This is a genomic window from Mycobacterium sp. NPDC003323 (assembly GCF_053589535.1).
Genome location: NZ_JBSFSB010000001.1, coordinates 1311125 through 1325412, shown reverse-complemented (window position 1 = coordinate 1325412; position 14288 = coordinate 1311125). Strand labels below are relative to the sequence as shown.

Here is a 14288-nt window from a genome sequence, read left to right as displayed (position 1 = left end):
TCCTCGGTGTTCTAGACGGTGGCGGCGACGGACTCGGCCAGGATCTCCAGGCCCGATTCCAGGTCATCGCTCGATGTGGTCAGTGGCGGAAGCAGTTTGACCACCTCATCGGAGGGTCCGCTGGTCTCCATCAGGGCTCCGCGTTCGAACACGGCTCGGCACACCTGTTCGGCCAGTTCGGCGTTGTCGAAGCGAAGGCCTTGGGCCATACCGCGCCCGCGCGCCGAGACCCCGTCGTGCGCGGCCGCGATCCGGTCCAGTCCCTCGCGCAGCAGTTTGCCCTTGTCGGCCGTCTGCTGTGCGAACTTCGTGTCCGACCAGTAGGTTTCGAGCGCCTTGGTGGCGGTGACGAACGCCGGGTTGTGCCCGCGGAAGGTGCCGTTGTGCTCACCGGGGGTCCACACGTCCAGATCGCGGCGCAACAGGGTCAGCGCCATCGGCAGGCCATATCCGCTGATGGACTTGGACAGGGTGACGATATCGGGCACGATACCGGCCGCCTCGAAGCTGAAGAACCCGCCGGTGCGACCGCAGCCCATCTGGACATCGTCGACGATCAGCAGGATCTCGCGCTTTCGGCACAGCGCCGCGAGTTCCTGAAGCCATTCCAGCCGTGCGACATTCAGGCCGCCCTCCCCCTGCACGGTCTCGACGATGACCGCCGCGGGCCGGTTGAGTCCGCTGCCGGAGTCGTCGAGAACTCGCTCGAACCAGTGGAAGTCCTCGGTGACGCCACCGAAGTAGTTGTCATAGGGCATCGGGGTGGCGTGCACCAGCGGGATGCCGGCGCCGGCACGCTTCATCGAATTACCGGTCACCGACAGCGATCCCAGCGTCATCCCGTGAAAGGCGTTGGTGAAGCTGATGATCGACTCGCGGCCGGTCACCTTGCGAGCCAGCTTCAGTGCCGCCTCCACAGCGTTCGTGCCGGTCGGTCCGGGGAACTGAATCTTGTAGTCCAGCCCGCGCGGTGTCAGGATCAGCCGGTCGAACGCCTCCAGGAACTGCTGTTTGGCGGTGGTGGCGATGTCGAGCGAGTGCACGATGCCGTCACCGGCGAGGTAGTCCAGCAGCGCATCCTTGAGCACGGGGTTGTTGTGCCCGTAGTTCAATGCGCCTGCGCCGGCGAACATATCGAGGAATTTGCGGCCTTCGGTGTCGGTGACCCAGGAATCCTTGGCGGTGACCAGCGTGGTCGGCCAGGCCCGACAATAGCTGCGCACCTCGGATTCCACCGACGCGTAGACGTCGGGGAGATTCGACTCGGTCAGCGACGCGGCGTCGTCGAGCAGGGTTGATTCGAGCAGCAAGGTATTACCCTCCAATGGATTTCAGCCATCTCGGCGAGATGGTGTGGTGCACTGCCTGGCGGGCAGTGTCGATCAGTCGGTAACCAGTGGTGCGGCCAGCGGCCCGATGCGAAGCAGGGGCTCGTCGGCGTGCGCCAGGTCGGGGTCGAGTTGTTCGGCGGTGAAGTGCGGATGCTCGCTGAGCGGAACACCGTGCCGGCGGGCAAATGCGCCGAAGAAGGCCCGTGAGGGGGCGTTGTCCGGTGCCACCGTGGCCTCCACGGTCAGTGGGTGACCGTGTTGTTCGGATCGGATGCGGTGCACCAGATCGTCGAGCATCGCGGCCGCCAGGCCGTTGCCCTGAGCGGCCGGCGCGACGGCCACTTGCCACACGAACAGTACGCCGGGGCGTTGTGGCGGTTGATAGCCGGTGATGAAGCCCTGCAGCTCGCCGTCGACTTCGGCGACTATCGAGGTGTCGGCGAAGTCGGTGGCCAGCAGCAGGTACGCATAGGTCGAATTCAGGTCCAGCACACCGGTTTCGGCGACGATGCGCCGGATCGCGATGGCGTCGGAGCCTTGTGGACGGCGCAGTGTCTGCGCTTCGATCTCATCGGCTCCGGCCGAGTTGTCCGGAGCTGTCGTCAAGCCGTTCATATTCAGTAAGAGTCACCACCGAGCAGATTTCGATCTTGTCAGTTCACGTCTTCGGTACCCCGACCGTATGCACACGTAACTTTTCGATCAACCCTTCGAGTCGGCCGTCCGGCAGCCGGTTCACGCGACCGTTGAGCGCTGTCACCTGCGCGTATCTGCGGCGATGGCAGCAAATATTCGCCTGTCAGTCTGTTATCCAATCGTGATCTTTCCCGGCGTATAGTGGCCGACCTCACGTTCCGGCGTGCTTGTACGGCCGGTGCGGTGCCCGGCGCGTCGTGGTGGCCGCGCACCGCGCAATCGCGGCGGGCAACTGTCCGAATCCCCGGCGCGGACGGACCGACTGACGCTAACGTCACCGGATATGCCGTACGGTGAAAACAGCAGGTAAAGGAGTCACCGAACCGCCAGACCGTCGGCGCGCCACGTGGTCCGCACACCTTCATGCTCATCGTTGACACCCTGGCATGGGGGGCCGGTGCACAGCGTGACGCGCCGACCTCTGCGCGCATACGGGCCGGCGCCGCTGCGACCGGAACCGTAGGACAAAGAGGCGTTATGAGAGTGCTGATCGTCGAGGACGAGCCTCGGCTGCGTTCCACCCTGGCCATCGGACTGCGCGCCGAGGGATTCGTCGTCGTGGAGGCCGCCAATGGGGTCGACGGGCTGTGGCAGGCCAGCGAGAACGATTTCGATGTCGTGGTGCTCGACATCATGTTGCCCGGCCTCAACGGATACGAGGTACTGCGCCGGATGCGCGCGAAATCGGTGTGGACGCCGGTGCTGATGCTGACCGCCAAGGACGGCGAGTACGACCAGACCGATGCCTTCGATCTGGGCGCCGACGACTATCTGACGAAACCGTTCTCGTTCATCGTGCTGGTGGCCCGGCTGCGCGCGCTGGTCCGCCGGGCGGCGCCGCACCAGCCGCCGGTGCTCACGGCGGGATCGCTGTCGATCGACCCCGGCCGGCGCACCGTGCAGCGTGGCGACAAGGCACTGTCGCTGACGCCGCGCGAGTTCGGGCTGCTGGAATACCTGATGCGCAACAAGAACGTCGCCGTCACCAAGGCCGACATCCTGCGCAACGTCTGGGATGCCCACTACGACGGTCCGGACAATGTCGTCGAGGTCTATATCGGCTACGTGCGCCGCAAGATCGACATTCCGTTCGGCACCAGCACCATCGAGACCATCCGCGGAGTCGGCTACCGACTGGCCGACGACAACTGAACCACGGCCCGGGTGCCGCCGTCGGGACGATCCTCGATATACACCCGGCCGCGGTGTGCGGCCACGATCTCCGAGACGATTGCCAGCCCCAGGCCGGTTCCCCCGGCGTCGCGCGACCGTCCCTCGTCGAGGCGGACGAAACGGTCGAAGACCCGTAACCGGTCCCCCGCCGGGATGCCCGGACCGTCGTCGCCGATGGTCAACACCACCTGACCGTCGGTGGTGCGCATCTCGATCTCGACGACCGAGGCCGCATGTCGTGCCGCGTTGTCCAACAGATTGCGCAGCACGCGGGCCAGCGCGGCGGAATCGCCGCTGACCCGGGCCGGCCGGATGGTGGCCAGCACCTTGCAGGCGGTCTCCCGTCGGAGCCGATCGACCTCGGTGGCGGCCAGGTCGTCGAGATCGACATCATCGCGGCGCAGGCTCCAGCCGCGCTCGTCGGCGCGGGCCAGCAACAGCAGATCGTCGATCAACGACCGCATCCGCTGCGCCTCGGGCATCAGCGTGTGTTGCGCCAGATCGTCGTTGAGCAGCTCCGGGTGCGCCGCAGCCACCTCAAGCGCTGAGATGATTGTCGCCAGCGGACTGCGCAGTTCGTGGGAGGCATCCCCCACGAACCGTTGCTGCGCGGCGTGGCCGGCCTCGACACGGGCCAGCATCTCATTCATGGTCACCGCCAGCGCGGCGATCTCGTCGCGGCTGTCGGGAACCGGGACCCGACCCGTCAGGTCGGAGGTGGTGATGGCGGCAACCCGGGAGCGGATCTCGTCGACCGATCGCATCGAGCGACGAACCAGCAGATAGGTTGCGGCAGCGGACACTCCGATCACGACGGGGGCCGCCACCGCCAGGGCTCCGATGACCGTGATGACCGTCGAGGCGACCGCCCGGCTGCCCTCGCCGACGACGATGGTGTACCGCTCGTCGTCGGGCCCGGCGATGGTCTGGGCGCTGAACCGGATCTGCCCCAGGGCCGAATCATGTTCTGGCATCCCGACCAGTGGGCCCGGACCGACCTGATCGGCCGGGATGAGCGGGGTGTCGGGCGCCCCGGGCGACCGGCGCACGACATCACCCTCGTCGTCGATGACCTGCACCGCCAGGATCCTGGTATCGGTGGACAGCAGTTCGGCGTCCAGGCCGCCCGGCCCTCCGGTCGCGATCACCTGCGCGACGCGGGCCACCCGCGCGGCCGCGGCGTTGTCCACCCCGGTGAGCATCGTCTGGTACAGCACCCAGGCCACCACGACGGCGGTCACCGCCAGGGCGCCCAGCACGACGCTGGCGGCGACGAACGCCGAGCGCGCGGAGATCCCCCAGTCTCCGGGTCGGGCCGGCATGCGTCGCATGCGACCACTGTGCCTGATCGGCGCGTCCGGGCCGGAGAAGACATCCCGCGTGCGCACAATACTGCGGTGGCCGACATCAAACAGGTGCACGAGTGGTTCCTGCACCGCGGGCTGCCGCTGGTGCTGACCCGCCGGGTGCGCTCCCGGCGCCTGATCGAGCGATCGGCGCCGATGATCAGCGCGGTCGGGGCGCTGACCGCGGTCACCATGCTGCTGGCCGAGGTCACCGGCGACGGCGCCGACTACGGTTATGCGCTGCGACTCGGTGTGATTGCGGCCGTGTTGATGGCCGCGCCCTTCGTGCTGTACGCGCTGCACCGGCGCGACACCGCGCTCGGTGAGATGGTGCGCCGCTGGGGTGCCTGGCTGGTGATGGCGATCTTCGTGGTGGTGATGCCGGTGACGGTGAACGGCTGGTCGGCCGCGACGGCCGCGGAGGCGCCGCTGTTCGTGCTGATCTCCATCGTGGCCATCTGGTTGACCTATCTGGGCTTCGGTTCGATCGCGGCGTGGGCCTTTCGATTCGCCTGGGTGCAACTGGGCGCGCTCGGCACCCTGATGAGCCGTGCGCTGCCGCTGTTGATGTTGACCGTGGTGGTTTATTTCACCGGTGAGCTGTGGCAGCTGGCAGCTCGGATGACGCGTCAACGGCTTTGGGAAACAATAGGTTTCCTGGCTTTGGTGGCTCTGGTTTTCATGGTGACGACCATTCGTGACGAGGTGCAGGCGTTGCGTGAGGATCGGGCCGAACAGACCGATCCGGCGCGGCTGCTGGCCGGCACCCCGCTGGCTCCGCCGATCGGCCATCAGCCGGCCCGCACACCCCTGTCGCGGGCCGAACAGGTCAACGTGGTGGCCGTGATGGTGGTGTCGCAGGCGATTCAGGTGGTGCTGTTCACCGCCGGTCTGTTCGCGTTCTTCCTCGCGCTCGGCATCATCGCGATCCCGCACGAGGTGACGGTGCTGTGGGCGGGCGAGGAGAGCTGCGCGGTAGGTCAACCACCGTGCGCGGGAACGTGGTTCGGCGTGCACATCCCGATACCGCAGACGATGGTGCACACGTCGCTGTTCGTTGCCGTGCTGTCGGGGCTGTACTTCACCGTGAGCACCAGTGTCGATCCGCTCTACCGGCAGCGGTTCTTCGAGCCCCTGATCGCCGACGTCGCAGTGAGCCTGGCCGGACGCGATGCCTACCTGGAGATGGAGTCGCGGCGCTGATCCGGCGTATTGACAGACCTGGTGATTACTGAGATTCGTTCTCCATGGTCTGCGCCGCCCGTCAACGTCGGAGAATCAAGATCGACAAGTTTGCCGTGCGCAACCGCTCGTGGAGTTCTACACTGCCGAATTGCTGCGCATCACCGGTGACCATCCTGTGACCACGTGACCACTGCGCAGCACGGAAGAGGGGGCTCCATCATGAAGAAACTGCTCATGCTCCCGGTCGGCGCTGCCGCGCTGGCAATCGGACTCGCCACCGCGGCACCCGCGGCCGCCGACGAGACCGGTTATTTCACCGCACTGACCGAGTATGGGTACGGCGACACCGCACAGGATGTCGCGCTCGAACTCGGATACTCGGTCTGCGAGGACCTCGCCAATGGTGTGCCCATGCAGGTCACGCTCGACGCGATCTACGAAAACACCAATGAGAACGTCAACTACGAGGATGCGAACTTCCTGTACAAGACGGCGATCGTGCACCTGTGCTGAACTGAGTGGTAGCTGATCTGTGTACCGGTCGCCGCTGGCCCGCAACAGCTCACCGAGTTCGACATCGTCGTCGTGCACCGTGACGACCGCGACACCACGGGCTGGGGACCGCGGTTCACCTCGACGACGTTGACTGCGTGAACCGCTCGATGTGCTGCTGTGGCCCGGACATCCGTTTGCGGGCCGGCCCGAACTGCGGCTGTCCGAACTCGCCGATCAGGACTGGATCGGTGTCGAGGGTGGACTGATGGTGGACGACGTCTCCAAGTCGATCGCCACGGTTACCGGGGTGAACCCACCGATCGCGCAGCGCATCAACGATTCCGGGTGGCCGAGGAACTGGTACGGGGTGGCATGGGCATCGCCCTGCTGCCTCGCTACGTGGTGCTCGCGCGATCTCGTGCGACGGCCCATCGCGGACATCCGGTTGGCGCGCCGCATCGAGGCGGTGACGCTTGCCGGTGCCGACGGCCGGCCGGCGATCGCGCTGGTGCTCGAGGAGCTACGCACGATCGCCGCCGGTGTCGTCGATCAGAGGTACTGACCCAGGTTCGACTCGGTATCGATGGCCCGGCTGGCCGACGAACTCTTGCCGGTGACCAGGGTCCGGATGTAGACGATCCGCTCACCCTTCTTGCCCGAGATGCGCGCCCAGTCATCCGGATTCGTGGTGTTGGGCAGGTCCTCGTTCTCGGCGAACTCGTCGACGATCGAATCCAACAGGTGCTGGATCCGCAGGCCCTTCGAGCCGGTCTCCAGCACCGACTTGATGGCGTACTTCTTCGCGCGGTCCACGACGTTCTGGATCATGGCGCCGGAGTTGAAGTCCTTGAAGTACATGACTTCCTTGTCACCGTTGGCATAGGTGACCTCCAGGAACCGGTTGTCGTCGATCTCGGCGTACATCCGGTCCACGACCTTTTCGATCATCGACTTCACGGTGAGGGCTCGGTCGCCGCCGAACTCACCCAGATCGTCGGCGTTGACCGGCAGGTCCTCGGTGAGGTACTTGCTGAAGATGTCCTGGGCGGCTTCGGCATCCGGGCGTTCGATCTTGATCTTCACGTCCAGACGTCCCGGCCGCAGGATCGCCGGATCGATCATGTCCTCGCGGTTGGAGGCGCCGATCACGATGACGTTCTCCAGCCCTTCGACACCGTCGATCTCGGACAGCAGCTGCGGCACGACGGTGGTCTCCACATCGGAGCTGACGCCGGTACCGCGGGTGCGGAAGATCGAATCCATCTCGTCGAAGAACACGATCACCGGAGTGCCCTCTGACGCCTTCTCCCGGGCGCGCTGGAAGATCAGCCGGATGTGCCGCTCGGTCTCACCGACGAACTTGTTGAGCAGCTCGGGACCCTTGATGTTGAGGAAGTAGCTCTTGGCTTCTCGGGACTCCTCGCCACGCAACTCGGCCATCTTCTTGGCCAGTGAGTTGGCCACCGCCTTGGCGATCAGCGTCTTACCGCACCCGGGCGGACCGTAGAGCAGCACACCCTTGGGCGGGCGCAGCGCGTACTCGCGGTACAGATCCTTGTGCAGGAAGGGCAGCTCGACGGCATCGCGGATCTGCTCGATCTGCCGGGTCAGGCCGCCGATATCGCCGTAGCTGACATCGGGCACCTCCTCGAGCACCAGATCTTCCACCTCGGCCTTGGGGATGCGCTCGAACGCATACCCGGCCTTGGTGTCGACCAGCAGCGAGTCCCCGGGACGCAGCTTGCGCGGCTGATCGCCGTCGAGTTCGTCGACCGCCGCGATCTCGGTGCCCTCGGGCAGGAACTCCGCGGCGACCAGCGGTTCGGCCAGCCACACGATGCGCTCCTCGTCGGCATGGCCCACGACCAGCGCGCGATGTCCGTCGGACAGAACCTCACGCAGGGTGCTGATCTCACCGACCGCCTCGAACGTGCCTGCCTCCACGACCGTCAGCGCCTCGTTCAGCCGGACCGTCTGGCCCTGCTTGAGCGATGCCGCCTCGATATTGGGCGACAGTGTCAGCCGCATCTTGCGTCCCGAGGTGAAGACGTCGACGGTCTCATCCTCGTAGGTGGCCAGCAGCACGCCGTAACCGCTCGGGGGCTGACCGAGGCGGTCGACCTCCTCGCGCAGGGCGAGCAGTTGCTGGCGGGCCTCCTTGAGGGTGTCCATCAACTTGGCGTTGCGCGCAGCCAGCGAATCGATGCGCGCCTCGAGCTGCTGGACATCGCGTGCGGTCCGCAACCCGCTACCGGCTCCTACCGCCTGCTCGAGTTGTTCTCGTAGAGCCGCAGCTTCGCGGCGCAACCTCTCCAGTTCGGCAGCATCTTCGGCGGACAAGCCCGAACGCTCGGATTCACTCATGTTGCGCTCCCTCCCGCACCGAATGTTGGTGCAGTAACAACTTCAACGCTACCGGCGATTCAGCCTTTGTGTGCGGTCTAGGAATTCGACACACCAGCAACGCTGTTAACCTCTCTTGATACTCGGCCCCGTCGGGATGGACCTGAAAGGACCACTGTGCACCTCAAAACCCTCGTCACCGCCTTCGTAACCAGCGCCGCTGCGGCGGGCGCGGTTACCGCTGCAGCGGCGGGCGTGTCGTCGGTCGCAGCCCCGGCGATCACCCCTGTCGTGTGGGATACCCCGCTGCCGCAACTGCCCGCACCCGAATTGCAGGCCCCGCTGGTGCAGACGCTGACGGTGCTCGCCGGCCCCGGTTCGTTCTCCGGCAAGGCGCCCTACATCCAGGGCGGCATCGGCCGAATCGAGTCGATCGCCGCCGACCGCGCCTACAACAACGCGGCGCGTGAGGGTAAATTCCCGCTGACCTTCAACGTCGCCGACATCGACATCAACGGCCCGGTCGCGACCGCCAATGTGACGGCCACCGCCGCCACCGGCGGCACGGCGACCCAGCCCGTCACCTTCGTCGCCGGACCGAGCCCCACCGGCTGGCAGGTCTCCAAGCAGTCCGCACTCGCGCTGCTCTCGGCGGCCGGCTGACCGCGAGGCGATGCGCCGCACTGGATCGTCCCCCGTCGCTTCGCTCGCCTCGAAGCGGGCATTGAGCGCCGTCACCTCGGTGGCGGCGCTCTTGCTGTCGGGGTGTGCCGCCGATCCCGTCCCGCCGGCACCCGAGCCGACGACACCGTCGGCCGCGGCCTCGCTGACCGCCGGTGCCCCGGCCGCACCGCTGCCGGCCCCCGAGGCGCTGACCGGCGTGCTCAGCCGGCTGGCCGACCCTTCGGTTCCCGGTGCGCAGAAGGTGGCACTGGTGCAATTCGCCACCGCGGACGATGCGGCCGCGCTCGACCGATTCGCCAAGGCCACCGTCGATGCCGGCCTGGCCCCGTTGAGCTTCCAGGCCGCCGATCTGACCTGGTCGGCCACCGAATACGGCGACGTGGTGGCCACCGTCACCGTGGCGCCGGTCAACCCCGTCCCGGGCGCCACCCCGTTCACCTTTCCCATGCAATTCGCCCTGCACGAGGGTGCCTGGCAGCTGACCCGCGAGACCGCCGACCAACTGCTCGAGATGCAGGCGCAGACCCCGCTGCCCGAGCCGCCCCGCTGACCGATGTGGATCGGCTGGCTGGAGTGCGATCTGCTGCTCGGTGATGTGCACTCGCTCAAGCAGAAACGGTCGGTGGTCCGTCCCATCGTGGCCGAGCTGCGCCGCCGGTTCGAGGTGAGCGCCGCCGAGACGGGACACCTCGACCTGCACCGGCGCGCGGGGGTGGGCGTGGCGGTCGTCGCCGCCGACCGCGCACATGTGGTCGAGGTGCTGGACTCGGCCGAGCGACTGGTCGCCGCCCGCCCGGAGATCGAGCTGCTGTCGGCGCGCCGCGGGATGTCCCGCAGCGACGACGACTAGCTGTCAGACCTGCTGCTTGCGACGTTTCAGCGGCGTCGGCGTCACCGTCCCGGGAGCCAGCTTGCGGGCGCTGATCAGGAACGCGGTATGCCCTCGCATGTTGTGTTGTGGCCGCACCGCCAGGCCGACCACGTTCCAGCCGCGCTGCATGGTCTCCCATGATCGCGGCTCCGTCCAGCACTGCTGCTCGCGCAGTGCCTCGACGGTTCGGGACAGCTGGGTGACGGTGGCGACGTAGACGATCAGCACCCCGCCGGCGACCAGTGCGTCCGAGACGGTGCCGAGCACTTCCCATGGGGCCAGCATGTCCAGCACCACGCGGTCCACCTGCTCAGCGTCGGCCGGGTACTCGTTCAGGTCGGCAATGCGCAGATCCCAATTCGCCGGGCGCTCCCCGAAGAACGTCTCGACATTGCGGATGGCATGCACGGCGTGATCGTCACGCACCTCGTAGGAGATCACCTGCCCGGTCGGCCCGACGGCGCGCAGCAACGAGCAGGTCAGCGCGCCCGACCCGGCACCGGCCTCCAGCACCTTTGCGCCGGGGAAGATATCGCCCTCGTGCACGATCTGGGCGGCGTCCTTGGGGTAGATGACCTGAGCGCCGCGCGGCATCGAGAGCACGTAGTCGATCAACAGCGGCCGCAGCACCAGGAACGGGTCTCCGTTGGTGGATTTCACGACGCTGCCCTCGGGCTGACCGACCACGCTGTCGTGCGGGATCGCGCCGCGATGGGTGTGGAACTCCGCGCCAGGGCTGAGTACCAACGTGTAGTGCCGCCCCCGGGCGTCGGTGAGTTGCACACGATCGCCGATGACGAACGGACCAGTGATTGCCACGAGGGTCTAGCCTGCCAGACGCGCTGCCGCGCGATTTCCCGGGATTGTCGGGGCCCGGGCATAGGCTTGCGGTATGAGCGCCCCAGCTGCAACCGGCCGGCGGCCCGCCCTGTCCCCGTCCCGAGCCGGTGATTTCAAGCAGTGCCCACTGCTGTACCGGTTCCGGGCGATCGACCGGCTGCCCGAGCCGGTGTCACCGGCCCAGTTGCGCGGTTCGGTGGTACATGCCGCGCTCGAGGAGCTCTACGCACTGCCCGCCGCACAGCGTGTGCACGACACGGCGCTGTCACTCGTCGACCCCGCGCTGGAGCGCATCGCGGCCGAGACCGCCGAAGCCGGTCAGCAGCTCGACGCGCAACTGCGGGTCGAGCTGCTGCGCGACGCCCGCAAGCTGCTGTCGGGCTACTACCGGCTGGAGGATCCGACCCGCTTCGACCCGCACAGCTGCGAGCAGCGCGTCGAGGTCGAACTCGCCGACGGCACGCTGCTGCGCGGGTTCGTCGACCGCATCGATGTGGCGGCCACCGGCGAGATGCGGGTGGTCGACTACAAGACCGGCAAGTCACCCTCGGAACTGTGGGCGCTGGCCGAGGCTCAGGCGCTGTTCCAGATGAAGTTCTACGCGGTGGCGCTGTGGCGGTCACGCGGGGTGCTGCCAGCCCGGCTGCGGCTGATCTATCTCGCCGACGGCCAGGTGCTCGACTACTCCCCCGACGTCGACGAGTTGACCCGCTTCGAGCGGACCCTGACGGCCATCTGGAAGGCCATCCAATCCGCCGGTAGCACAGGCGATTTCCGGGCCAAGAAATCGCGGTTGTGCGCCTGGTGCGCCCACCAGGCGCTGTGCCCCGAATTCGGTGGCACCCCGCCGGCGTATCCGGGCTGGCCGCAGGTGGCCGAGTGAGCTCACCGCACTACCGCCGGATCGGTACCGACGGCGATATCGGCGTGTTCGAGTCGACCATCGGCACCGCCAGCAACTGGGATCCCCGCATCCAGCACGGCTCGCCGCCGTTGGCGTTGTTGACCAGGGCCATCGAGGACCTGTTCGCAGACCGCCCGCAGCTGCGGGTAGGCCGACTGGTGCTCGACATCCTGGGGGCAATCCCGGTGGCCCCGGTGCGGGTGCGGGCCTGGGTGGAGCGGCCGGGCGCCCGCATCGCGATGGCCGTCGCCGAGATGAGTACCGTCGAACGACCGGATCGCCCGGTGGCCCGGGTGAGCGCCTGGCTGCTGGCCACCAGCGATACCGCCGACGCCGCGACCGACCGGTACCACCCACTGACCGAGGGCGCAGCGGTGGACACCCCGCACGCCTGGTCGGGTGCCCCCGGCTACCTCGAGACCGTGAGTTGGCGTCGGCAGCACAGTGATCCGGGAGAGGCGGCGGTTTCCTGGATGGGACCGCTGGTGCCCTTGATCGACGATGAACCAACGACAGCGTTGCAGCGGCTGGCGCAGGTGGTCGACTCCGCCAACGGAGTGGGCGCCGCGCTCGATCCGAACGAGTTCGTATTCATGAACACCGATACCGCGGTACACCTGCACCGGGCCCCGCGCGGCAATGATTTTGCGCTGCGCGCCCGGGGTTCGATAGGCCCCGACGGTATCGGGGCCACCACCGCCGAGATCTTCGACCGTGATGGCTTCATCGGCACCGCCGCGCAGACGCTGCTGGTGCAGCGTCTGTGACCATCCTGAGCGAACAGTTCGACCTGGTCTGGGGATTGGCCGAGCTTCATCTGAGTGCGCTGGCCGAAGAAGACTTCCTATGGGAGCCGTCGGCAAACGTATGGACGGTGCACCGGGGCGCCGACGGGATCTGGCGACCGGATTTCACCACGGCCGAACTCGATCCGATTCCGGTGCCGACCATCGCCTGGCTGAGCTGGCACATCGACTGGTGGTGGTCCGCGACGTTGGCTGCATTGGCTGGTGACCATGTGCCGGCGCACACCGAGGTGCACTGGCCGGGCAGTGGGGCCGCTGCGGTCCAGCGGATTCGCGAGCTCGCCGACGTGTGGCGGACGGTGCTGTCCGACGCCGACCTCGCCCAACCCGTCCCGTATCCGTGGGATCAGCCGAAATCCTTGGCCCACACCGCATCCTGGCTGAACGTCGAGTTGATGAAGAACGTTGCCGAGATCGGTCAGCTGAGACTTCTGCGCGCCCTGTGCTAGATGAAATCGGTTCAGTTGATCGACCGTACCGCGCTGAGCTCATGCATCCGATCGAGATCGCTGGCCGGAATCTCCACACCGTCGCGGCGCTGGCGCTTCCAGTTCTGGAGTTCCAGCTGACCGGGCAGCCGCACCGGCGAGGCCGGGTCAGCGGCCGGCGTGTCGATCAGGCGCTGCCGGAAATCCGCTGTACGACTCCGTAATTCATCAGTGCTGCAGAACGTTGAAGTGTCGATCACCAGAAAGAAGTGGCCAAGGTCCTGCGGCACCTCGGGATGGGCGCTCCAGGAACTGATGCGGTCCAGATAGGACGCACCGGACAACAGTCCGGCGAACAGATCCACCATCACCGACAACCCGTAGCCCTTGTGACCGGCGATCGGCTGGAGGAAGCCGGCCAGTGCTGCCGCGGGATCATCGGTCGGGACACCGTCGGCGTCGGTGGCCCAGGTCGTGGGAATCTTCGTGCCGGCGGCGGCCGCCGCGCGGATCTTCGCCCGAGCGACGACGCTCAGTGCGACGTCGAACAGAATGGGTTCGTCATCTCCGCTGGGCACCCCCCACCCCAGGGGGTTGTTCCCGACCTTGGTGGCCTTACCGCCCCAAGGCGCGATGGTCGTGGTGGCATTGCTTGCGATGATCGAGGCGAAACCGCGACCGGCGGCCTCGAACAGATACGGCATCACCGGGCCGAAGTGATTGCTGCCCTTCACGAACGCGACGCCGACCCCCGTCGTCGCCGCCGCCTCGAGAGCCGCGAGCAACGCGCGACGGCCGACGAGTGGGCCGATACCGTTGTCCCCGTTGATCATTCGAATCGACGGGGCGGGATCGTGGACGGTGATGTTCGGCCGGGCATTGACTCCGCCGAGGTTCACCCTGTTCAGGTACTGGGGAATCCGCGCAACGCCGTGGGTATGGATGCCGAAAAGGTCCGCCGCGACGAGGACGTCGGCGATGTCGGCGGCGTCGGTCGCCGGGACACCACCTTGCGTCAGAGCTGAGCAGGCCAGGGTGTGGAGATCTTCGACGGCGATGGAACGGGTCTTCATTGGAGGTCCTGTCGAACGTGCACCGGTGCGGTTGGCAGTCGGGCTGGAGTGGTTGAGGCACCGAATCTGTCACGCTCCGTGAGTTAAGAGAAGAGATCATTTCTTCATTTAGA

16 protein-coding genes are annotated in these 14288 nt (G+C 66.8%); 10 read left to right on the top strand and 6 right to left on the bottom strand.

Annotation, left to right across the window (positions count from 1 at the left end):
- Window positions 1–11: 11 nt before the first annotated feature.
- Window positions 12–1310, bottom strand: a complete 1299-nt coding sequence (gene ectB / locus ACWDUN_RS06165) for a diaminobutyrate--2-oxoglutarate transaminase (protein WP_449925846.1) — start codon at window positions 1308–1310, stop codon at window positions 12–14.
- Window positions 1311–1382: 72 nt separating this feature from the next.
- Complete coding sequence (ectA, locus tag ACWDUN_RS06160; RefSeq protein ID WP_449925843.1) at window positions 1383–1946, bottom strand: diaminobutyrate acetyltransferase; 564 nt, start codon at window positions 1944–1946, stop codon at window positions 1383–1385.
- Between the two features lie 558 nt (window positions 1947–2504).
- On the opposite strand from ectA, the gene ACWDUN_RS06155 reads away from it, so the two are divergent.
- Window positions 2505–3179 carry a response regulator transcription factor gene (locus tag ACWDUN_RS06155; RefSeq protein WP_449925840.1) on the top strand — a complete coding sequence of 225 codons (675 nt, stop codon included), beginning with the start codon at window positions 2505–2507 and terminating at the stop codon, window positions 3177–3179.
- Here the strand turns inward: ACWDUN_RS06155 and ACWDUN_RS06150 are convergent.
- Window positions 3155–4531 (bottom strand): sensor histidine kinase, encoded by a 1377-nt coding sequence (locus ACWDUN_RS06150; protein ID WP_449925837.1) that lies wholly within the window; start codon window positions 4529–4531, stop codon window positions 3155–3157. The genes ACWDUN_RS06155 and ACWDUN_RS06150 overlap by 25 nt on opposite strands.
- Before the next feature lie 75 nt (window positions 4532–4606).
- On the opposite strand from ACWDUN_RS06150, the gene ACWDUN_RS06145 reads away from it, so the two are divergent.
- From ACWDUN_RS06145 to ACWDUN_RS06135, 3 genes are all read left to right on the top strand, one after another.
- Window positions 4607–5749, top strand: a complete 1143-nt coding sequence (locus ACWDUN_RS06145; protein ID WP_449926316.1) for a hypothetical protein — start codon at window positions 4607–4609, stop codon at window positions 5747–5749.
- Window positions 5750–5950: 201 nt separating this feature from the next.
- The gene (locus ACWDUN_RS06140; protein ID WP_449925835.1) at window positions 5951–6244 is read left to right on the top strand and encodes a DUF732 domain-containing protein; all 294 of its coding nucleotides are present in this window, start codon (window positions 5951–5953) and stop codon (window positions 6242–6244) included.
- Between the two features lie 151 nt (window positions 6245–6395).
- Window positions 6396–6788: a LysR substrate-binding domain-containing protein gene (locus ACWDUN_RS06135; protein WP_449925832.1), complete on the top strand. Its 393-nt coding sequence runs from the start codon at window positions 6396–6398 to the stop codon at window positions 6786–6788.
- On the opposite strand, the gene arc is transcribed toward ACWDUN_RS06135, so the two are convergent.
- Window positions 6776–8590: a proteasome ATPase gene (gene arc, locus ACWDUN_RS06130; protein WP_449925829.1), complete on the bottom strand. Its 1815-nt coding sequence runs from the start codon at window positions 8588–8590 to the stop codon at window positions 6776–6778. The genes ACWDUN_RS06135 and arc overlap by 13 nt on opposite strands.
- Before the next feature lie 156 nt (window positions 8591–8746).
- Between arc and ACWDUN_RS06125 the strand changes: the two genes are divergently transcribed.
- From ACWDUN_RS06125 to ACWDUN_RS06115, 3 genes are all read left to right on the top strand, one after another.
- Window positions 8747–9232, top strand: coding sequence for a hypothetical protein (locus ACWDUN_RS06125; RefSeq protein ID WP_449925826.1), 486 nt, complete (start codon window positions 8747–8749; stop codon window positions 9230–9232).
- Window positions 9233–9293: 61 nt separating this feature from the next.
- Entirely contained in the window at window positions 9294–9803 is a 510-nt protein-coding gene (locus ACWDUN_RS06120) for a hypothetical protein (RefSeq protein ID WP_449925823.1), read from the top strand.
- A 3-nt stretch (window positions 9804–9806) separates the two neighbouring features.
- Entirely contained in the window at window positions 9807–10103 is a 297-nt protein-coding gene (locus ACWDUN_RS06115) for a DUF503 domain-containing protein (RefSeq protein WP_449925820.1), read from the top strand.
- A gap of 3 nt (window positions 10104–10106) precedes the next feature.
- On the opposite strand, the gene ACWDUN_RS06110 is transcribed toward ACWDUN_RS06115, so the two are convergent.
- The gene (locus ACWDUN_RS06110) at window positions 10107–10943 is read right to left on the bottom strand and encodes a tRNA (adenine-N1)-methyltransferase (protein WP_449925818.1); all 837 of its coding nucleotides are present in this window, start codon (window positions 10941–10943) and stop codon (window positions 10107–10109) included.
- A gap of 73 nt (window positions 10944–11016) precedes the next feature.
- Here ACWDUN_RS06110 and ACWDUN_RS06105 point away from each other — a divergent pair, with 73 nt between their 5' ends.
- The 3 genes from ACWDUN_RS06105 to ACWDUN_RS06095 are packed head-to-tail and all read left to right on the top strand — an operon-like array spanning window position 11017 to window position 13123.
- Window positions 11017–11847, top strand: coding sequence for a RecB family exonuclease (locus ACWDUN_RS06105; protein ID WP_449925816.1), 831 nt, complete (start codon window positions 11017–11019; stop codon window positions 11845–11847).
- Complete coding sequence (locus tag ACWDUN_RS06100; RefSeq protein ID WP_449925813.1) at window positions 11844–12635, top strand: thioesterase family protein; 792 nt, start codon at window positions 11844–11846, stop codon at window positions 12633–12635. The genes ACWDUN_RS06105 and ACWDUN_RS06100 overlap by 4 nt, the downstream gene beginning before the upstream one ends.
- Complete coding sequence (locus ACWDUN_RS06095) at window positions 12632–13123, top strand: DinB family protein (RefSeq protein WP_449925810.1); 492 nt, start codon at window positions 12632–12634, stop codon at window positions 13121–13123. The genes ACWDUN_RS06100 and ACWDUN_RS06095 overlap by 4 nt, the downstream gene beginning before the upstream one ends.
- Before the next feature lie 11 nt (window positions 13124–13134).
- On the opposite strand, the gene ACWDUN_RS06090 is transcribed toward ACWDUN_RS06095, so the two are convergent.
- Complete coding sequence (locus ACWDUN_RS06090; protein WP_449925807.1) at window positions 13135–14175, bottom strand: Ldh family oxidoreductase; 1041 nt, start codon at window positions 14173–14175, stop codon at window positions 13135–13137.
- Between the last annotated feature and the right edge of the window lie 113 nt (window positions 14176–14288).